The following is a 21,447-nucleotide window of genomic DNA, read 5'->3' as shown; positions in this document are numbered from 1 at the left end:
GATGTTTCCCCCAAAATCTCCCCATCCTTAAACCTTCTTCCAAAAATCTGCTCCTATCTAATATCTCTAGCTAAGCTTATTGCCAGCAAAGCAAACAAGAAATTATAATAGAAAAAGGCAACCTGATAAGTTGCCTTTTTCATTAACCTGTACTTCCGTTGAAGGTTAGTATATCTTGATCAAGTACTCGGTACTTCAATACCGCTGAAAAGCTACTCCTGATAATAGCTCTTGAACTTCTGCAATGTCGCATCATACACCAAGGCCAGCTTAACATCTTCCCCACGCAGGATAAGCCCATCGGAAGGCGCTGGACTGAATCCATTGGCGATCTCCGACATGTAAATCTTTGCACCTTTCTTAAATCCGTTGATTCGCATCTTGTCCGAATAGTTCTCAGAATAGGCGACATAGGGTAAATCGGTCTTTTCATTGAAACTAAGGATCAAGAGACGGCTGAACTGTTTCTCATTATTATCCAAAACGACGGCCACATCGGTAATACCATCGCCATCGAAGTCTCCTGTGCTATAGGTCGATTTCGCGCGTTCAGCGTTTTGCGTAATCGTATAGTCATTGCCGTTATAGCGGTTGTTCTGCAGGATCAATTGTTTATAGCTGACACCGAGGTTATCAAAGGGCGGCAAAGAGAAATTCTTCTTATAGTCATCGAACTGGTAGGAGGGGATTAATTCCTTTTCCTTAAAACGATAGGCTATTGGATAAGCCTGTCCTGTTTTCGGTTCCACGAGATAGCCCCATGTTTCTTGGGCATTGCTTCGTTCGGCATCACGGTAGATCACCGTCCCGAATGCCTGAGCGATCTCTTTTCCCGTCGACTCTTCATATCCGATTGCTCCTCGTTCAATAACTTTATAGCGCTCAAAATAGATGCCCTCTTCCCCGGAAGATTCCGGCACAATGCGAACCTCATGCTTAATTGCAATGGGTGCTACCGGCGTTTTCTTCGTCGTGTCGACTTGCTCAGGCTGTCCAGGTCTTCCCGTCCCATTTTGCTGCGACGCGTAATACCAGTAGCCTATGCCGGCAAGGGCGACAAAACCTAACACGATCCAAAGCCAGTTATTATTGCGTGTGTTGTCTATTGATTCTCTTTCCATTGGTTTACAAGATATTACCAGAAATTAACTTTTCAAAAAATAGGTCCATCATCTTCGAGCTGGCCAGAAACTGTCTGTAATCTTCTGCAGTCGGGTTTTCCTTTTTAATGACCTCATTAAAAACCAGCTTTAACTGCTCATTGGTTTCGTTCAGCTTCTCATCCAGCTCCTGCATAGAAACACTTATGCGTTCTGGTTTACGGCTCAAGAGCAATTCCTTGGCAAAAACACGCTCCTTGCTTTCCAACAGCTGCGCAAGCATCATTAAGAGGATGATGCGCATTTCGTAGCGTTGCGATAAATTATCACTGTATTCTTCATTTCGTAGCGCCCGAAGTCGCGCTTCCAGGGATTCCGCATCGCCTTTTTGAAAGACAATCTGATTCATCAACTGGGCGATGTAGCTATTGAACATGTAGGACTGCGCATTTTCCCGCTGCTTCATCAGTTCGTCCTCCGAACCATATTGGTTCAAAAAGGTTTCAAAATATGAAGCTGCCTTCTCAAATTCACGACCATGATAATGCGCTAAGCCCAACACCAGATTGAATTTATTCTCAGTTGCGAAGTCAATGTATTGCTTATGGATCCGAAAGCTTTCCTCATATTTATGGATATTGTTGGCATTGGCCATGGCGTTATACACCGTCAAGCTGGTCGGTTTCACCTGCATCGCCTTTACGGCATATTCATAAGCCTTCTGGTTTTCGTCGAGATTGCTGTAGGCCGCTGCTAAATTAGACAGATGGGTTTCATTATCCTCGGAGTACAGCACTGCTAAGCGGAACTTCTCTTTTGCTTTTTCAAAGTTCTCCATCCGAAAATAGGCAATCCCTGCATAGGATAGATAAGTCGCGTTATTAGGCTCCGCTTTGCAAAGCTGCTCGAATAAGACTACAGATTTTTCATACTCCCCTAAATTAGAAAGGCTGTCTGCAGTAGCAAACAGCTTATCTTTATCTTGAGCATGCAGATGTAAACTGCCGATGAAGGCAAAAAATACGAGCAACCATTTCATTTTTATGCTGTCAGGTTAATTAGTGTTCAGTTAAGCTATCGCTAAGCTATATCAAAACTCATACCCGAAATATAAACAAAACCTTTGATTAAATATTTTTATCAATCCAACATCACAAAGACGCTACAACCAATCATCGAATTTCCTTATAAACCAAACCTTAACAGCTTGCGTCAGCAGGCAATAGGCTGTCAGAATTCCGATTAACCAAGGGAAGTAGGCTAGGGGCAAAGCCTGTAGCTTCAAGGACTCTGCGAATGGCGAAAAAGGAAGCAAGATACCGATCAGCATAATTAGACTGGTCAAAGCGACAACCGGCTTGGCAGCCCAACTCTGAAAGAACGGAATCTTACGCGTACGAATCATATGGATGATCAGCGTCTGCGACAGTAAGCCCTCGACAAACCAACCGCTTTGAAAGAGCGTTTGATGCTCTGGACTGTTCGCTTTGAATACAAAGAACAGCACCGCAAAGGTTGCAAAGTCGAATATCGAACTGATTGGACCTACATAGAGCATAAACTTCGACACACTGCTGGCATCCCATTTCTTCGGCGTTTCCAGAAACTCCTTATCCATGCGGTCCCAGGGGATTGAGATCTGCGATACATCGTACAGCAGATTCTGGATCAGCAGATGTATAGGCAGCATCGGCAGAAAAGGAAGAAAGGCGCTGGCGCCGATCATGCTGAACATATTGCCGAAGTTGCTGCTCGCCGTCATCTTGATATACTTGATGATATTTCCGAAGGTTCTACGACCATAAAGTACGCCTTTGCGTAGGACAAGCAGGTCTTTCTCCAATAAAATAATATCCGCGCTTTCTTTCGTAATGTCTACCGCCGTATCCACACTGATGCCCACATCGGCAGTCTTAATTGCTGCCGCATCATTGATGCCATCGCCCATAAAGCCGACGGTATGCCCTTTGCTCCGTAGAGCATCCACGACCCGGACTTTCTGCAAAGGACTTAACTTCGCAAATACCGAAACCTCGTCCACACGGTCTAGCAGTTCCTCATCCGACATGTCCTCCAACTCAGAGCCGCTAATGCGCGATAAGTATGGAATTCCAACATCCTGGCAGATCTTCGTCGCTACAGTCTCATTATCCCCTGTTAATACCTTTATCCCCACACCAAGCTTCTGCAAGGCCTCAATCGCCGGTTTTGCTGATGGTTTAGCCGGATCCAGAAAACCGATAAAGCCGGTCAATGTTAGCCCTTGTTCATCTGCAACCGAATAGTCTAGCGGGTGATTGCCGTCAAATTCGCGAATCGCCACAAGTAAGACACGCAGACCTTCACTATTCATCTTTTGGCTGGTCTTTAACACCGTTTTGCGCATGTTCTCATCCATCCCAACGATCATATCGCTTTCCATATGTATGCTCGTGTCTTCGCCAGGCTCAAAGGCACTGCTGCATAGCTCCAGCATTTCCTCCACCGCACCCTTGCAGATCAAAAGATGCTTCCCATCGCTTTTCTTAAGAATAACCGACATTCGACGGCGTTGAAAATCAAAAGGAATTTCATCAACCTTGATATACTGTTCTTCCACTTTCAGGTAATCATGCAGTTCCGCATGATCCAGCACTGCCTTATCCATCAGATTCTTTAAGCCTGTTTGGTGGAAGCTGTTCAGATAAGCCCATTTCAATACCTCATCGTCCTCAAATCCAAAGACGTTCAGATGTTTTTCAAGCACGATTTTATCAATAGTGAGGGTGCCGGTCTTATCGGTACACAAGATATCCATGGCACCGATATTTTGTATGGAGTTCAACCTCTTGACGATGACCTTATGCTTGCTCATATTCACGGCACCTTTCGCCAGGTTGGCCGTCACGATCATCGGCAGCATCTCGGGGGTCAACCCCACCGCAACCGCGATTGCAAAAAGTAGGGTCTCCGCCCAGTCGCCCTTCATCAATCCGTTGATCAGGAAGATCAGGGGTACCATCACCAACATATAGCGGATCAGCAAGAAACTAACCTTGTTGATACCCTTATCAAAGCTGGTCTCAGGGCGATCCGTCACGATAGAGCGACTGATACTTCCGAAGTAGGTATAGCTTCCGGTCGCCAAAATAGCGGCTGTCGCTGACCCACTGATCACATTAGTACCCATAAAGCAAATATTGTTCAGCGCGATTGGCTGCAGCTCCTCCGCATTCCGTATCGGTAGATACGATTTCTCCACCGGCAATGCTTCGCCTGTCAGCATGCTCTCGCTAACAAATAAATCCTTGCTGTATAATATCCGACAGTCGGCAGGGATCATATCTCCTGCGGAGAGGTATATAATATCCCCAGGCACCAAAGCCTCCAGGGGAATTTCTTTCTTTCCGACAAACTTGCGAAGCACGGTTGCCGAAGTCTTCACCATCCCCTTCAGTTTCTCTGCAGCAGCATTGCTGCGGTACTCTTGAATGAAGCGGAGCAATCCGCTCACCAGTACCATCACAGACACGACGATTACGGTTTTAAAATCCTTATCATTTGCAGGCGCAAGCCACACATCCAGGATGAAAGAGAAGGCTGCGATCGCCAAAAGGATATAGATAAACGGATTTGCAAAAGCAACGAGGAGCTGGAAATACCATTTCGGGGCTTTCTCGTGCTGCACCTCGTTGTGCCCAAACTTGGCGAGGCGCTCTGTAGCCATGAAATTCGTGATGCCCTCCTCGCTTGTTTCCAGCATCGCATAGACAAACTTCGTATCTTGACTTGCCGCATGCTGCATCTTCGTCATGGTTCCTATATTCATTCCATTCGAGTGGACTACCGAACGGAGATCTGTTTTTCTTCTCTTTAACATTAAATTCCTCCTTAAATCATTATTCAGTTTGTATTGCTTATAGCTCCGTTTGCAGGCTGCTAATCTCCCAGCTTGCTCTATACACTTGTTCCTCGATCGTCAGGCGGCTCACGACGCGCTCGACCAGCGAATCTTGGCGCTCGATCGTTTTGATTACCGCCCGAATAAATACCTGTTTCTTGTCTGCACTGTCGTCACTGCTTAAGGACTTCAATAGGAGATTGTTCTCATTGTTGAGCAGCTGAATCAACAGGACGCGCATTTGATTTTCTATACTGGGGTTACAGCTTAGCGTCAAGACGTAGTCTACATGTTCATCGATGGAAGAAGGGAAGTTAAGACGTCCTAAGGCCAGACCAATAGGTCGGAGCATCAAATGCGTGCAAACGATGGCGATGGTGACGATGGCAGCCTCCGGAAATAGACCCAGACCACATAGAGAACCTACTGCTGCCGAGCACCAAATCGTTGCAGCCGTATTGAGGCCCTGTATGCTCTGCCCGTCTTTCATAATCACTCCGGCACCCAAAAAGCCAATCCCGCTCACGATATAGGAGGCGATACGACCCACAGCATTCCCCCCGATATGGATGGATAGCAGCACAAAGACCGTAGCCCCCAGCGACACCAAAGTATTGGTGCGAAGACCGGCGCTCCGTTGTCGCCATTGCCGCTCCATTCCGATGCCTATACCGAACAGTAAGCTCAGCATTATTCTCGTTGTAAAAGTCAATAGTTCCATCTATACACAGCTAAATTTGCGATGTACAAAGGTCACTATAGCCCCCCGCAAGTCCGGTTAGAGAGCAGATAGAAAAATATTAGAATATGATTAGAAGGAAGGGATGCTGCGAAAAAAACGGATGCTGAAACTGCTGCCTTTGCCCTGTCGGGATGTTACCGAAATATCGCCGCTATGCAGATGCACAATCTTTTGCGTAAGTGATAAGCCAATGCCATGCCCCGGCGTAAAACGATCATTGGCACCGCGATAAAATGGACTAAAGATATGAGGGAGGTCTGCATCCTGAATGCCGATTCCGGAATCAGTGAAAACCAAGCTGATTTTCTCCGAATCGAATTGAAGACCTACCGTTGCTTTATGGTCTGCCGAAAATTTGCAGGCATTTTCAATCAGATTGACAAAAGCAACCTTTAGCAGGTATTCGTTGCCCTGTATAGAAATCTCTTGATCGTCCTCAAATTCCTGCTCAAAGTGGAATTCCACACGGTAATCGCGGTCTACGCGCTGTACAAGACCTATTGCATCTAAGAGAACTTCATCCAAGCGCACCGATTTAAAGGTGATTTCTGAGGGATCATAACTTGCCTTGGCCAGATCCAATAAACTATTCGAAAGGCGAGCCAGCTTTCGGGCGTCCGCGAGGGCATCCGATATGGCTTTCTGATATTCCGCATTAGTTTTTCCCGGCTGTTCGGCAAGTTCCAGCTCTGCGATGATGGCCGCCAGAGGCGTCCGAAGTTCATGGGCAATATTGGAAACAAAATGCTTTTGTGCATCGAAGGAATTTTCTAGTCGATTTAACATCGCGTTGAAGGTCGACGAAAGCTCATCCAGTTCATCTTTGCTCCCGGAAGTCGGTAAGCGTAGGTTAAGTTTGTTGGCAGAGATCTGCTTCGCCTGCACCGACATCTTCTTCAGCGGGTCAAAGACCTTCTTGGAGAAAAATCTTCCCGTGAAGAATAAAAAAGCGATTGACAGGAATAGAATGAGTAGGCTATCGTTCAGCAGGTTCGTCAGCTTCTTATAGCCATATTCATCATAAGCTGCAGCAACGATTATATAGGGCTTGCCCTCAAACACATGCTTGATCCCCAATACTTGCCAGCCCTCTTGGTAGAAACGGATCTCGCCCTCTTGATTAATCTGCTCGATCATTGTCTTTGTTTCCTTCACAAAATCAATGTCCACCGCGTCGTGGTAGAGCAGGTTGAAGCTGCTGTCGTAAATGGCGACTTCCACTTCATTGAGGATTTGCCGATTGTTATGATAGATATCTTGAAGGGTTTTCTTGTCTACATGGGCGTTGAAGAAGAGGTTGGCTTTCGTGATTGCTTCTTTATTTAAAAGCGAATAGAATTCTTGCTCCCGATTCTCCTTGGCAGAAAAATAGATTACCGCCGAGAACAGCAACAGTATGGCTGCAGTAATTCCAGTAAAGAGCAGCGTAATCCGAGTTCTTGCTGTCATTGCTCCTCTTTTAGAATAAAGCCCATGCCCGATTTGGTATGGATCAGCTTCTTATCGAAATTCTTGTCGATCTTCTTGCGCAGATAATTGATATAGACGTCGATAAAGTTGGTGCCCGTATCAAAATGTGTATCCCAAACCTTTTCGGCAATTTCTGTCCTGGAGATTACGCGCTCGGGGTTCTGCAAGAAGAAAGCCAGCAGGTTGAACTCTTTTGGCGTCAGGTTTATCTCCTGCTGATTGCGCTTCACAATCTTGCTGTGCAGGTTCATTACAATATCCGCATACTGAATCACAAAGCCTGTCACCTGCGATGGATTGCTCTTCCGCTTGAGTAAAACACGGATGCGAACAATCAACTCCCGCATTTCAAAAGGCTTTACCAAATAGTCATCCGCACCAGCATCAAAACCTTCAACCTTGTCGTCGGTCGTCCCTAAAGCGGTAAGCATAATGATAGGCACCTCCGGCAGCCGCTCGCGAATCTGTTTGGAAAGATCGAGGCCGTCCATTTTCGGAAGGATGATATCGGTAATGATGAGGTCGAAGGGAACCTGGAAAGCCAATTTCTTGCCCGACAACCCGTCGTAAGCGAGCGTTACTGAAAAACCCTGCTCGCTGAGCCCTCGCTCTATGAGTTCTGCAACCCGTAGATCATCTTCAATAACCAATATTTTCATTTTAGGATATTTGTGAATTGTAAAATTACAAATATTTTCCCCCAACGGCGCTTAAATCTTGTAATGATTAGGATATAAGACAGATAAAAGACAATCTAGGTGGAAACAATCAAGCTTTTCGATATATTTGTGTATCAACCTCTAAAACCGCCCATCATGAAACTTAAACTCCTTTGCATAACCTGTTTAGCTTTGTTTGCCGCGAACCTAAAATCGCAAACTCAGGACTCGGCTTTTCTCTTTTCCTATTTTAAAGGAAATGGAGAAGATGGTCTGCACCTGGCTTATAGCGAAGACGGATTTGAATGGACCGCCTTAAAGAACGACCAGTCTTTTCTAACCCCTAAATTGAGCCCCGATAAATTGATGCGCGACCCTTGTATTATTCGCGGTGGGGATGGCAAGTTTCATATGGTATGGACGGTTAGCTGGACACAAAAGGGGATAGGTTATGCCCATTCGGACGATTTAATACATTGGTCTGAACAGACTTATATTCCCGTTATGGAGCATGAGGAACAGGCGCGCAATACCTGGGCGCCGGAAATAACCTACGATGCGAAAAACAACCTGTACATGATCTATTGGGCGACTACGATTACCAGTGCTTTCCCGGAAACACAGATTGATGCCGACAACGCCTATAATCACCGGATGTATTATACCACGACATCTAACTTTAAAACCTTTACAGAGACACAACTGCTCTATGATCCGGGTTTCAATTCCATAGATGCGACGATTCTGCCTTACAAGGACAAATGGATGATGCTGCTGAAAGACGAAACCAGAGAGCCCGCAGAAAAGAATTTGAAACTAGCTTTTGCCGATGAGCTTGAGGGACCTTATGGCGAAGCCAGCGAACCCATTACTGGCGATTATTGGGCAGAAGGACCGACCGTATCTTACGATAATGGCGTCTGGTCGATTTACTTTGATAAATATGTAGACAAGAAGTTTGGGATGATACAGTCTTCAGACCTAAAGAACTGGAAGGATGTTTCCGATAAACTAAGCATGCCGAAGGGTATTCGGCATGGCACTGTATTAAAAATATCGAAAAAGGAACTGGCCAAACTAAAGGAGGTGAAACCCTGATTATTGGTTTTTGAAGATTTTCAGTCGGCTTGTCATCACGAACATCAGAAGGCCGAATATCGAGAACAGAGCGAATGAATAGCGTAGGCTAAATAGCTCAGCGATATAACCGATCAGCGGTGGGCCCATCAGGAAACCCAGAAAAGAAATACTAGAAACCATCGCTAAAGCGACTCCTGCCGGGATACTCTTATGTTTGCCGGCAACAGAGTAAACCGTAGGGACGTTACAGGCAACGCCAAGACCGACCAGCATAAACGCCAAGGTACCGATCCATAGATTAGGGAATATCACAGAGGCCAACATCCCAACAAACATCAGGATCCCCGATATCTGTAAGGTACGCTGTCTGCCAAAGCGTCCAACGACAAAGTCACCGATAAAGCGACCCGTAGCCATCATGATCATAAAGGAGGCATAGCCCAAAATAACCAATTCCTCCGGTGCTTTCACGACATCGTGGAAATAAACACCACTCCAATCGAACATGGCGCCCTCGGTAGCCATAGAAAGAAAGGCGATGATTCCCAACTGTATAATCACTGCGTCGGGTTTGTATTTTGTCTTCCGCTCGCCTGTCTCTGTTTTATTTTGCTCCGCTAGCAAGAACGGACGGTTCCATAAGATATTGACAATCAATAGCGCCACGATAACTAGGAAGTGGCTGAGGGTATTAAACCCAATGTTCGTCATCAAAAGGCCAATTAAAGCCCCCGTAAATCCCGCCAGACTCCAAGCCCCATGGAAAGACGACATAATCGACTTGCCATACATATCCTCCGCCAGTACCCCCTGCGTATTTACCGAGATATTACATAGGTTGCCCGCCACCCCGTATAAGAATAGAGAAGCTCCCAAGTACCAGGCATTCGGCGATAAAGCAATCGGAATAAGAATCAAGGCATAGATAATCGCAACAATGGGAAGCACTAATTTACTTCCAAAGCGATTGACCATAGCTGCTGATAAGGGCATCGTGATCAATTGACCAATAGGTAGCATCAAAAGGATAGTCCCTAGCTGTGCTTCCGAAAGGCCCAATGCTGTTTTGATCGTCGGAATACGACTTGCCCAAGAGGCAAACCCCAAACCCTGACCAAAATAAAATAAAGCAACAGCAAGACGGATTCTACTTTTTTCAGAAGTGGTTATCAGTTGACTGCTAGGTGATAAGCTTGTCATTTTTATTAAAATTTGCGACAAAGGTAGAATAAAAAATATTAGCAATTCCCTGCTTAGTGTAAAAAAGACACCAAAACAAAGAAGAGCACCCCCGGGGATGCTCTTATAAGAAGGTTGATTCAGCGCTTGGTTAAAAAGAATATCTTACACCAAACTGCGCTTGGAATGGATTTCCAGAGAAGCCTTTCGCTCCGACACTGTTTACCGAATAGTTATATTGTTTTTTTGCTTGATCAAATCCGTCAACTTTGTATAAAGCTTGATTTCCTAAGGCGTGGTTTACACCCCATTCCTTATTCAGCATATTCATGAAGTTGAATACATCCATAGAGAGCTCTATGCTGTGTGTCTTATAGAAACGTACATTTTTCGCAAGGCGTAAATCGACCGTTCCGAAGAAATCGTTGATACCCGCATTCCGTTCAGACATACGACCGGAGTATTTCGTCAGTAGGTCTTTCATGCTTTGTGCTGCATCGGGGTTGTCCAAAATTCCCTGTATGCCTTTCTTGATCCCTTCAGGAGTATTGGCGCCATTGGGGTCGAAGATAAAGGCAAGGTCATTGTCTGATGACACAAAGTCGCCATTGATGTTACCACCCGCACGAAGGGTATAACGTGATCCTGCTACCCCACTGAAGCGGAATCCGAATTGGAAACCATAGAAAGTCGGTGCCGTACCGTATACCACTAATTTGTGGCGGAATTGATTGTCGGAATAGGTAATAGAACTTAGGTTCCGTGGATCATCAACAACAGGTTGCACCAAGGTTGCCGTATTCGCTACGTTTCCATTGAAAGAGGTATTGTCCTTCGTATCGTTCCACGTGTAACTAGCGTTGATCGCTCCATCTTTAAAGTACTGATAGGTTGCATCGAGCACGACCGCATAGTGATTAACTTTTCCTAAGCTGGTTAATTCAAGTGCACGTCCAAGCTTGTTCGACACGCGGCCATCTTTCCAGTCCGCCTGTCCATTGCCCGGAATCTTCTCCGCCGGAACGAATACGCCGCGATTCGCCTCATTGGCTAAACGGAAGAATGGCTCGCTTACTAAGTTGCGCTCGATATAGGTATAATTGTTTCTGCCTAAAGTCATAAATCCTGTAATTCCCACTTTTAAACGGTCGGTAATCAGCTTTGTATAGGATAGATTGGCTTTGTAAACCGTCGGAACCTTCGCATCCTCGCCCGTAAAGTTGATCGTAGGCAACTGATGTTCCTTCAATGAAGGAATGCTGTTCGGATCTTTGCGGTAGGCTTCAAAATCTGGCGTTGGTACTTGCGCACCGCGTACATCGACAGTCGCTAAATTAGAACCATCGAAGGTCAGGTTGTTGATGATCATATAGTTGTTGATATCCGAAGCGAAGATACCCCCGCCTACGCGCAAGAAGTCTGTCTGGTTCTCATTGATATCCCAGGTAAACTGCAACCTCGGCTGAAGGATAAAGGAACTTAATCGGTTGTCCGTGCGCAACTTCAACTCATCATAAACCAATTGATTGAAAGTCGCCTTCGGATAAGCCGCATAGTCCATGCGTAGACCTGCCGTCATCTCCAAACCCGCCGCAATATTCTTTCTTAACTGCCCGTATAGTCCGAAGTTCATAATGGTGCCGCGAACAGCGATATCATCTTTCAGGGGAACCTCACGGTAGTAACGGTAGGGTTTTAAGTTTTCAAAATTCTGTAAAGCGTTGATCGGAGGAACGGCATTTTTATCGTTGGTAAAGTGGAAACGACCATTCACTTCCGAACCGTAGATTGATTTGGAATTTGTTGCCATAACATCCAATCCGAAGGTGTATTTTGCGAAATCAGTATCCCAATACAAATTGTTGGTCAACTGCAAAACATTGTTTTTAAAGCTCTCCTGCGCAAAACGATGACCACCAATTTGAAGATTGGTTGCCAAATCTTTACCATCAATATTGGAAGTTACATTCTCTACAATTGCGCGAGGGATATAATTCTTGCCAATTTGGTCGCCCTGTGTCGAGTTTTGGTAAACATAAAGATGTTGAACTTTCACCTCATTCGTTACGCGAGGAGAAATCGAGGTACGAAGAGTTGCTAGAAAGCTGTTGTCAAAATTCTTGTCATTGCCATAAGACTCTAACAAGGTGATATTCGTGTTGTCCGCCAATCCTAATGGATTATAGTCGTAGGTTAGGTTGTTGCGGATCGTCAATAAATTCTTTTCGTTGATTTGGTAATCTAAGCGGAGGAATGCAGCATCTGAGGTACGGCGCTTATTGATGGAACCGTATTGTGCCTGCTTCGATACACCGTATTTATTTTGTGCAATGCTGACGAAGTTGTCTAAAGTTGTTTTGTTGATGCGGTACAGGACCTCATCAGCTGGAGATCCGATATCGGCGATCAACAAGGAGCGATTGTCTTGCTGTCTATCCCAAACGACGAAAAAGTGCAATTTATCTTTAATGATCGGCCCTCCCAGAGAGAAACCGTACTGATAAGTCGAATAGCTGCCCATGCGTTTGTTTCCGCGAATATCATTCTTGCTGGTCAACCAGTCGGCGCGCCCAAATAAAAATGCGGATCCGGAAAGCGTATTGGTACCTGATTTTGTAACAGCAGAGATCGTACCGCCACCGCTACGTCCAAATGTAACATCATATTGATTGGTTACGACTTTGAACTCACGCACGGCCTCCATAGAGATGGAGTAAGGAGCGCCACTTCTTGCCGTTGTAGAACCTGCAGAAGTAGGGTTCTTAGCGTTCATACCGTCAATGGTAAAGTTGGTGGATGAGCCAAGCTGACCCGAAAGGGAACCGCCGGTAGACAAGGGAGAAAGGTCGGTTAAGGTCGTAAAATTACGCCCATTGACCGGCAGCGATTTAATATCTTTGGAGGAGAATGCCGTTGCAGCACCGAAGTAGTCTTTTGAGTTTTTCAACGCAGATGCTGTTACTTCCACTGCATCCAGGGAGGTGCTGGAAGAAATCAACAGCAAATTAACACGGGCAACATCGCCCTGGTTAAGCATAATGCCAGATGCCGATCCCACACCTTTTTCCATGTGGTTGGCCTGTACATGGTATGGACCACCCAAGGGAAGCTGCTTGATGTCAAAATTACCACGCTCGTTCGTAACCGTGGTGGTTGTGAAACCCGTAGACTCATTACGAACACGGATGGTTGTATTGCTTGCCGGATTGCCGGACTCGTCACGCACAGCACCGGTGATGGAGGCTTGCGTTCCTTGAGCAAAAGCCTGTGAAAAAAGGCTTAACGCTAATAAGGGGATAAAGAGTAGAAATTTGAGGTTAAAGGATTTGTCCATGTTCTAAGTTTAATATAGTCCCCAAAACTATAATCGCAATGTTAACTCAAAATTGCCTACATAAAAACAACCTATTATGCTTGTGTTAAAAAGATGTTTCAAACGGCTATTCGAGAAGATAGCCTCGAGTTACACCCAAACCAGAAACAATGCACTCCCAATACATAACCTAATCAAAGCCCTTTCGGAGCGGCTTTGATTGGGTTATGTATTGGGTTTGTATTGGGTTTGAAAGGGCTTTAAGTGCTCGTAATTATGTAGAGGGGATGAGGCTCTTAGATAGTATTTAGTATTTAGTAGTTAGTTGATAGTAGTTAGTAGTTAGTAGTTAGTATAAAGACCTATGGCGGAAGATCTTATCCAGTTTTAAATCATCAGAATAAACCCGTGACTTCCTGATTAACCGCAAATTTGTTTGCATTTAGTACCTCCATTTTGTGGTCAACCTATTTCAGGGACGGACATAAAGACCTATGGCGGAATTACATATTAGACAAGCAGACAATGCTCTAATTTCAAGTGTCTTATATCTAAAATCCACTATTTAAAGCCTAGTAACCCGCCATAGGTCTAACTACTAAATACTAACTACTAACTACTAATGTTAAATTCTCTTTGCTTTTCGCAAAGAGAATTTAACATTCCCTTAATCCCTTGTTAAACCTAGAAGGCTAGTTTTGGCCTATCAACAACCAAGAAAAATGAAAAAACTATATTGGTCCTTGTTGGCTTGTCTTTTATGTGGGACGGCCGTGGGACAGGATTTTGCTAAGGGGACAGTTTATGTAGACGTTAATGGCAATGGTCGGCAGGACAAAAAAGAGGCCGGGTTGCCGGGTGTCAGCGTGAGTAATGGTCGCGAAGTGGTTTTAACCGACAAGAACGGGAAATACGAGCTTCCGGTACAGAACGACAACATTATTTTCGTGATTAAGCCATCGGGTTATGCCTTGCCTTTGGATCAGAACAACTTACCGAAGTTTTACTATATCCATAAGCCACAGGGTTCGCCGGAGTTAAAATATGCGGGAGTTGCACCAACAGGTCCGCTTCCGAAGTCGATTGATTTTGGCTTGAAGCAACAGGAGGAGTCGAAGTCTTTTTCAGCTTTTGTATTCGGCGATCCGCAGGCCTATAACGAGGATGAGCTGGCTTACTTCTTAAACGGTGTGGTGAAAGAAGCCAATCAGAAAAAAGGCCCTTTATTTGGTATCAGCTTAGGGGACCTGGTAGGCGATAATTTGAGCTTGCATCCTGGATATCAGGAGGCGATCGGGCAGATGGGTTTGCCTTGGTTCAATGTTATGGGTAACCACGATATGAACTACGATGTGGAGCAGGACTCTTTAGCGGATGAAGGTTTCGAGCGTGCTTTTGGTCCGGCGAATTATGCTTTCAACGTAGGTAATGCGCATTTCATTGTGTTAGACAACATCATCTATCCGCATCCTCAAACGGGTAAGGGTTATCAGGGAGGTTTACGTGCGGATCAACTGGACTTTGTGGAGAACAACTTAAAGCAGGTTCCTAAGGATAAACTGATTGTTTTGGCTTTCCATATTCCTTTGAATGTAGAGAATAATGCTTCCTTCCGCAATGAGGATAGACAGCGCTTGTTTGATTTATTGGCACCTTATGCGAATACGCTTTCCCTCTCTGCACACACTCATTATCAACAGCAAAATTTCTATACCGATCAGCATGGTTGGAAAGGCGAGAAGCCGCATCATGAATTTAATGTAGGAACGACCTCCGGCGATTGGTATTCCGGTATTTTGAATGCAAAGGGTATTCCTGCCTCGACGATGCGTGATGGTACGCCAAAGGGCTATGCGATATTAGCGATTGACGATAATAAGTATACGTTTGACTATAAGGTGGTCGATCAAGCGGATGATTATGCGATGGCTCTTTTTGGTCCTTCAGTTGTTAAACAGAAGTATGCCGGTCGTTATTCTGTTTTTGCAAACTTCTTTCTAGGATCAGCAAATGATCAGGTTCGCTATCGTATCGATAATAAAGAGTGGAAGACAATGCAAAGAATCGAGACAGAAGATCCCGCTTATAGAAAAGATTTGTTGGCTTACGATGGAGCAACAACGTTGATACCTGGTAGAAGACCAAGCGATGCGGTAAAGTCTGCACACCTTTGGAAGCTTGATTTACCAAAATTAAAAGCCGGGAAACATAGTCTTGTTATTGAAGCGGTGGATATGTTCGGAAGAACACATACAGCAACGAAAGAGATTGAGGTCGTTGAATAAGCGAACTGTTAAAGGAGGTTTCGAAGGTTTTCAACCTGCCAACGAAACATAGCATAGTGAACTGGGTGGGCTATTCGCTAGCCCACACCAATTCTACTAATAATCGCAGATGGTTATTTACTATAATAATATAGTTTCTTGACCTCATGCCAGGATCTGCACCTCGCATTAACGGTTCGGATTATTAATCGCTCGGATGCAGCGCACATTCTTTCCTTCGTCGGAGACTCTATCTTCATAGGTGATTCCTCCCCAGGATATTCCCCACAATACTCTAGAAAATGAGGCGACTACGGCCTTACTTGTTGTTTCGTTTACGGCTGTAGCGGTCCAATAGTGGCATTGGCCACCTGCCACTACCCCATATAGAAATCCTATAGGGCTTTGATCCACATAAGGTGCGAAGAAGCCCGGGGCGGTTCTGTAGCCCCCGTAGGAAATGTAGAGTCGATTGTCGTCGTATGCTTCATTCCTGCTGTATTCCGCGTCTTTCTCCCACACTGCGCCGTAATTAGCGCCGTAGAAGATTCCGTTTATCTCTTCTTTTTTATCGGGTTGCCCAAGGGTTTCCCAGGTCGCTAAGTCGGGCATTTTCCAGGTTCCTTCCGGGTAGAGTAGCGCACAACCGTCTGTTGTTCCTGCTTCACCTCGAGGTACATCGGACTTCCAGTTCCAGAAATCCTGATCGATCGTTGTGATATTCGACTCATCCGGGTTGGACTTTAAACGATATTTATCCAACTTCAGTGGATTGTAGATGAGGTTTGTTCTAGCCCACATAATCCCCTTTACTTTAATTGGCGATTCGAGTAGGCGCAATGTGGCGATATAGCTGGATCCGATGCTCGGTGTCAGCCCTTGTGGAAGCGTGAAAGATAGTCCCGGGGAACTACTAAATGTTCTGGTCCGCCCATCGTCCAGCAAGATGCTAAGCGGCGTAAAATTGAACGTTAGATTTCCGGGACTGATTGCAGTTGTATTTAATGTGTAAAAACTGGCCACTTTCACTGCTTCTCCTTCCACGATATTGTCTACTTTCATTTCAGCATTGGTCACCACGGCATTTACGGGCTCAATATTGCTAAAACTGTTGCTGAATGGATTGTAATCGCCCATCGTCATCACTTCCGTACCGGGAACGGTGTTGTTTTGAATGCTGATTTTAGTGTCGGTAGAAAGCGTAGCGAACATACCTCGCACGTTGACGACGGCTTGGATTCTTGCCGTTTTCCGCTTGAATACGATATTCAGAAAGTTCTCTCCGGCTTGGATGCTAATGTTGCCGGAGGCAACCATTAGGTCTTTATTACTGAGTGCGGCTCTGGAGATCAGTTTGCTGTCCGCATCAAAATCGGGAACTGATTCTCGCTCGTTGGTGGAGTATGCGTACCATTTGTAGGTCCACCCTAAATTGACTGGTATAAGTGGGTCGGTTCCTGTTGATCCGACCACGTTCGCTAACACATTATCGTTTTGATCGCAGAGGATGACCCGATATTTAACCTGGTCTTCCAACGGAATACTCGCGGCTTTGGCTCCTCTGGCTTTGGCTTGTGCGTCGCCATTGTTGGGCGTAATGCTGCTGCTGATGGGTGCCTTTATGTTTTGTTCGAGACTGATCAGCGCATCGCCTAAGGTCCCAGACACGAGGGTTTCGTCGGCCTGAATCCCATGCCTTCTACCGACGTCACCCTTCATGCCAATGGCAGATTTGGCAACAGAGTTATCCCCTTCGATACCACTAATCTTGAATTTTAATATATGTTCCCCATTTGGTGTTTTGTCCCCCGTATTGCTGTCTTCACTTTTGGAACAGCTAATTGCTAAGAATAGTGCCAATATGCATAGCGCAAGGAGCGGAATATGCTGCGTAAAACGTAATCTTTTGTTTTTCATTTGGCTTTTGTCTAAATGTTTTGCTGATGATTTTAAGGTTTACAGCACATCGAAATCATCGGTCTGTGAACCGGTGTCTGTCCATTCTTCCATTTCAGGAACCAATGGTTTTTCGCTATTTCCGGGACTTAGTATTGCAGACCCCACTGCAATTCCCGCTTCCAGCTCGAGGCACATCCAGTCGACTCTAGGTTTCAGATAAAGTGTTTTTTGTTTATTCATTGGTCTAATTTTATTCTTCGACGAAACATTTGAAGCGAATAGGGCGTCAATCATTCCCCGATAACCAAATACAGGTTTGAAGGTGTACGGGTAATTAAGAATTTTGCTCTCTGCTTGATAAGAACAAATTTAGGTTAGAAATGATTCGTAATAAAATAATATAATTTGTTTTGGTTGATGTTTTTAGTCGTGTAGAAAATAAAATTAACGTGACAGATAAAAATATTTAAAGATGATTTAAGTCACTTTTTTTGCGACGAAAAAAATATATCATTTCTACGGATATAAAATAACTGATAGTTGGGTTGTTTATTATTATCGGTAATTATCCTAATAATATAAATGCTTGTAGCAATTCGGCTACTATTTGTTTATATGCGGTAAGCAAATGTAATAGAGTTGTTTAGCATTACCACAATTAAGCAATGTCTGCATGTTTCCTTTTTGGGGTAGATAGTAGGATAACGAAGGGCAATTCGTTGATCTGAATTGCCCTTAACATGCAGAGTATTACTATAACTATGAATTTGGGTTGTTTTTTGCGCGAACGCAGCGGACGTTTCTGCCTTCAGATTTCTTCTCGGAAGTGTAGGTGATGTTGCTCCAGCCGAATATCCAGCCCACGTGAGTAAAAGAGGCTTTTACAGCCCTTCCTCTTGAGTTGTTCTGGCTGGTGGAAGTCCAATAGTGGCATTCCCCACCTGCAAGTAAGCCTGCCGCAATACCGATGGGGCTTTCTTGTACGCTTGTATTTCCGAAAAAGTTCGGCTCGGTTCTGAATCCGCCGTAGGATATGTATAGTACATTGTTGTCGTATGCTGTATTTTCAGGGTAGTCGCTGTCTCTATCCCAAATGGCGCCATAGTTTGCTCCCCAAAATAGGCCAAGCACTTCTTCCTTTCGGTTGGGCTGGTTTATGGATTCCCAGGTCGGCAGATCTGGCATTTTCCAGGTTCCTTTTGGGTATAGTTCGTTGCAGGCATCGAAGTTTGCCGTTGCGCTTGTTGGCGTTTGTGCCATCCAGTTCCAAAAATCGCGGTCTTTGGTGCTGGATGAAGATCCTCCGGGATTTGATTTAAGTCGATATTGATCGAGCTTGTTGGCGTCGTAGACTAAGTTAGTTCTTGCCCACATGATGCCATTGATTTTAATCGGCGATTCTATTAAGCGAAGCGTTGCGAAATGGCTAGAACCGATGCTGGGGGTGAATGCTTCTTCAGCTCCAAACGTCAAGTTGTTGAACTTCCTAATTCTGGCATCGTCCAGAACGATCGCCAGTGGGGCGAAGTTGAATTTCAGGTTTTTCGCCGCTATGGGTGTTGTATTCAGGGTGTAGAAACTTGCCAGCTTAACGGAGGCGCCTTCGGCTACGGTTTCATTGACCATGCTCGCAGCATTGACGATTCCGTTAACCGGTCCTACGTTTATAAAGTTTCCGCTGATAATGTCCAGGTCTCCCATTGTTATGGGGTTAATACCTGTGCTGGCGTTATTTTGTATACTGAGTTTGGTGTCGGTTGCGATTGTGCCGAACATGCCTCTCACATTTACTCTCGCACGAATGCGCGCAGTTTGTCGCTTAAGTACAATTGATAAATAATTTTCTCCAGCGCCAATGCTGATCGTTCCGGATGCCAGTAGAATATCCTTATTCGTTAAGTCTGCTTTGGCGAACCTTTTGGTTGCGCTGTTTACATCGGGCACCGATCCTGTTTCGTTGGTGGAGAAGGCCACCCATTTGTAGGTCCAGCCTAAGTTTACAGGAATGTTAGGGTCGGTTCCGGAGGAGCCCACTACGTTTTGAAGAATATTGTCTTGCGCATCGAGCAGGAGGATCCTGTATTTGGTGTTTGTCGGAAGGGGTGATGTCGCCGCTTTCGTCTGCCTGCTAGTTGCTTTGACTTCGTTGTTAGATGAGGCCAGGCTGCTGCTCACCGGTTTACGGTCTTGCTCCAAACTGATCAAGGCATCTGCATAGGTTCCGGAAACGAAGGTTTCCGTCGTTTGGACAGCGCTGCTGCGTGCAATGCTGGCTTTGGATCCAATATTGGATTTTATCTGGGTGGCCGCTTCTTCCAGCCCCTGTATATTAAACTTAAGGTTGGTGGTGCCGATAAACGGAGGTAGCTCTTCTTTGAGATCAATCGACGATTTACATTGTGTAAACAGGATCAAAGCAAAGGCTAGCAAAGGCGATCGCCATAATTTTGATAATGTGTTGGTCATGCTGTTTTTCATAAGTTCTGCTGAAAATATTGTCACTAAAACCGATGGGCTTTTTACAGCACGTCGAAATCACTGGATTGGTTTCCGTTATCTGTCCAGTCTTCGACTTGCGGGACAAGCGGACTATTTGAGGTTCCGGGCTTAAGTGATGCTGAGCCTGCAGCAATGCCGCTCTCCATCTCTACTGTAGTCAAGATTATCATGGGTGCGACATATTGGATTTTCCGATAGTTCATTATTAATAGTTGTATTGTTCGTAAAAAGAAACTCGTGTGTTGGAAGTTTCTGTTTTTCAGATCGATGTAGCGTCAAATATTGGTCTGCGCTTCGGACAAGCGTAGGCGCAGTTGCGTGTAATTCAGACAAATGTAACACAGATCGATCTTCAAAAAAAACGACGAAATTGGCGAAAATGTCGTGTCTATTAATAAATTAAAGATGTTGTAGCTGAAACTTGAGTGTTTGTAAACTTTGTTTCAATAAATATGTATTAGTAAATAAATAAAGTCTTTCGGGGTTATTTTGAACAACTGTTGGTTAGATTGTCTATTAGGAATGAAATTATACTATAGAATAAATATTTGTGGCGATATATTTACTTTAAGCGGTAATATGCTAGTGATATGTAGTAATAATGTTTTTATATTAAGTAATTAGTGTTGTTATGTCTGCATAGTTAATTGCTTTAGCATTTATATATTGAATTGATTGTTTGTTTTTTGGAAAATACACAATATATGTAAAGGGTTAGGGGGATTGGGGAGAGAGCATAGCTTTTTAAATGTAGAAGGGGAGGAGGATGAAGAGTGAGATCGGGGAATAATTTGGTTCATACTATGTATATATGGAGTCGGTAGAAAGGCTTTTTAAAACTTATTTTCTAAGACTAGAATCTTTTGCCATTCATTGGGTAAGGGAGGAACAAATTGCGAAAGATATTGTCCAAGATGCCTTTTTAAATTTGCTGGAACAGGCCGATATTTTGGTTAAGTCTGAGATTGTAATTAAGAGCTACTTATATAGTACAGTGAAAAATATGAGCTTAAACTACCTAAGAAACAATCAAACGAGAAGTAGGATAAACAGCAGTTTCATCCACGTAGAGGAAGATCAGTACGGTTTAATGGATAATTTAATTCGCGCAGAGGTTATGGGAGAGTTATACGAAGAACTGTCTAAACTACCAGAAGGCTGCCAACATATTTGCCGGCTTATATATTTTAATGGAATGAAATACGAAGAGGTCGCGCAAGAATTGAATGTTAGCATCAATACAGTGAAGACACAGCGGCAACGAGCTCTTCGATTGCTAAGAATTAAGATTCTAAAGGTCCTATTTATACTATTTTATTGAAAAATATAATGCTTGTAATCAGTGTATTATACGTTGTGTTG

Annotated in this window: 15 protein-coding genes; 3 read left to right on the top strand and 12 right to left on the bottom strand. The window is 44.5% G+C overall.

The genetic code is table 11. The annotated features are described in order from the left end of the window. Positions 1 to 212: 212 nt before the first annotated feature. From QYC40_RS18285 to QYC40_RS18260, 6 genes are all read right to left on the bottom strand, one after another. Positions 213 to 1,121, bottom strand: a complete 909-nt coding sequence (locus tag QYC40_RS18285; protein ID WP_301991682.1) for a hypothetical protein — start codon at positions 1,119 to 1,121, stop codon at positions 213 to 215. Between the two features lie 4 nt (positions 1,122 to 1,125). Then, positions 1,126 to 2,139, bottom strand: a complete 1,014-nt coding sequence (locus tag QYC40_RS18280; RefSeq protein WP_301991681.1) for a tetratricopeptide repeat protein — start codon at positions 2,137 to 2,139, stop codon at positions 1,126 to 1,128. Between the two features lie 123 nt (positions 2,140 to 2,262). Beyond that, the gene (gene mgtA, locus QYC40_RS18275; protein WP_301991680.1) at positions 2,263 to 4,959 is read right to left on the bottom strand and encodes a magnesium-translocating P-type ATPase; all 2,697 of its coding nucleotides are present in this window, start codon (positions 4,957 to 4,959) and stop codon (positions 2,263 to 2,265) included. A 37-nt stretch (positions 4,960 to 4,996) separates the two neighbouring features. Next, on the bottom strand, positions 4,997 to 5,701 hold the full coding sequence (locus tag QYC40_RS18270; RefSeq protein ID WP_301991679.1) for an MgtC/SapB family protein: 705 nt from the start codon (positions 5,699 to 5,701) through the stop codon (positions 4,997 to 4,999). 90 nt (positions 5,702 to 5,791) lie between these two features. Next, positions 5,792 to 7,171, bottom strand: a complete 1,380-nt coding sequence (locus tag QYC40_RS18265; protein WP_301991678.1) for a HAMP domain-containing sensor histidine kinase — start codon at positions 7,169 to 7,171, stop codon at positions 5,792 to 5,794. Continuing rightward, entirely contained in the window at positions 7,168 to 7,851 is a 684-nt protein-coding gene (locus QYC40_RS18260; protein ID WP_301991677.1) for a response regulator transcription factor, read from the bottom strand. Before QYC40_RS18260 ends, QYC40_RS18265 begins: the two co-directional genes overlap by 4 nt. A gap of 156 nt (positions 7,852 to 8,007) precedes the next feature. On the opposite strand from QYC40_RS18260, the gene QYC40_RS18255 reads away from it, so the two are divergent. Beyond that, a complete protein-coding gene (locus tag QYC40_RS18255; protein WP_301991676.1) occupies positions 8,008 to 8,949 on the top strand; it encodes a glycoside hydrolase family 43 protein in 942 nt (313 codons plus the stop codon). On the opposite strand, the gene QYC40_RS18250 is transcribed toward QYC40_RS18255, so the two are convergent. Next, entirely contained in the window at positions 8,950 to 10,131 is a 1,182-nt protein-coding gene (locus tag QYC40_RS18250; RefSeq protein ID WP_301991675.1) for an MFS transporter, read from the bottom strand. It lies immediately after the preceding gene. 130 nt (positions 10,132 to 10,261) lie between these two features. Continuing rightward, positions 10,262 to 13,444 carry a carboxypeptidase regulatory-like domain-containing protein gene (locus QYC40_RS18245; RefSeq protein ID WP_301991674.1) on the bottom strand — a complete coding sequence of 1,061 codons (3,183 nt, stop codon included), beginning with the start codon at positions 13,442 to 13,444 and terminating at the stop codon, positions 10,262 to 10,264. 701 nt (positions 13,445 to 14,145) lie between these two features. Here QYC40_RS18245 and QYC40_RS18240 point away from each other — a divergent pair. Further along, positions 14,146 to 15,708, top strand: a complete 1,563-nt coding sequence (locus QYC40_RS18240) for a calcineurin-like phosphoesterase C-terminal domain-containing protein (protein ID WP_301991673.1) — start codon at positions 14,146 to 14,148, stop codon at positions 15,706 to 15,708. Between the two features lie 168 nt (positions 15,709 to 15,876). On the opposite strand, the gene QYC40_RS18235 is transcribed toward QYC40_RS18240, so the two are convergent. From QYC40_RS18235 to QYC40_RS18220, 4 genes are all read right to left on the bottom strand, one after another. Then, a complete protein-coding gene (locus QYC40_RS18235; RefSeq protein ID WP_301991672.1) occupies positions 15,877 to 17,604 on the bottom strand; it encodes a hypothetical protein in 1,728 nt (575 codons plus the stop codon). A 39-nt stretch (positions 17,605 to 17,643) separates the two neighbouring features. Beyond that, positions 17,644 to 17,880: a hypothetical protein gene (locus QYC40_RS18230; RefSeq protein WP_301991671.1), complete on the bottom strand. Its 237-nt coding sequence runs from the start codon at positions 17,878 to 17,880 to the stop codon at positions 17,644 to 17,646. 465 nt (positions 17,881 to 18,345) lie between these two features. Further along, positions 18,346 to 20,052 (bottom strand): hypothetical protein, encoded by a 1,707-nt coding sequence (locus tag QYC40_RS18225; RefSeq protein WP_301991670.1) that lies wholly within the window; start codon positions 20,050 to 20,052, stop codon positions 18,346 to 18,348. 53 nt (positions 20,053 to 20,105) lie between these two features. After that, on the bottom strand, positions 20,106 to 20,288 hold the full coding sequence (locus tag QYC40_RS18220; protein ID WP_301991669.1) for a hypothetical protein: 183 nt from the start codon (positions 20,286 to 20,288) through the stop codon (positions 20,106 to 20,108). A gap of 608 nt (positions 20,289 to 20,896) precedes the next feature. Between QYC40_RS18220 and QYC40_RS18215 the strand changes: the two genes are divergently transcribed. After that, on the top strand, positions 20,897 to 21,406 hold the full coding sequence (locus QYC40_RS18215) for an RNA polymerase sigma-70 factor (protein ID WP_301991668.1): 510 nt from the start codon (positions 20,897 to 20,899) through the stop codon (positions 21,404 to 21,406). The last annotated feature ends 41 nt before the right edge of the window (positions 21,407 to 21,447 follow it).

The sequence above is a fragment of the Sphingobacterium sp. BN32 genome (genome assembly GCF_030503615.1).
Taxonomy (GTDB): domain Bacteria; phylum Bacteroidota; class Bacteroidia; order Sphingobacteriales; family Sphingobacteriaceae; genus Sphingobacterium.
This window is presented reverse-complemented; position numbering and strand designations above follow the sequence as displayed.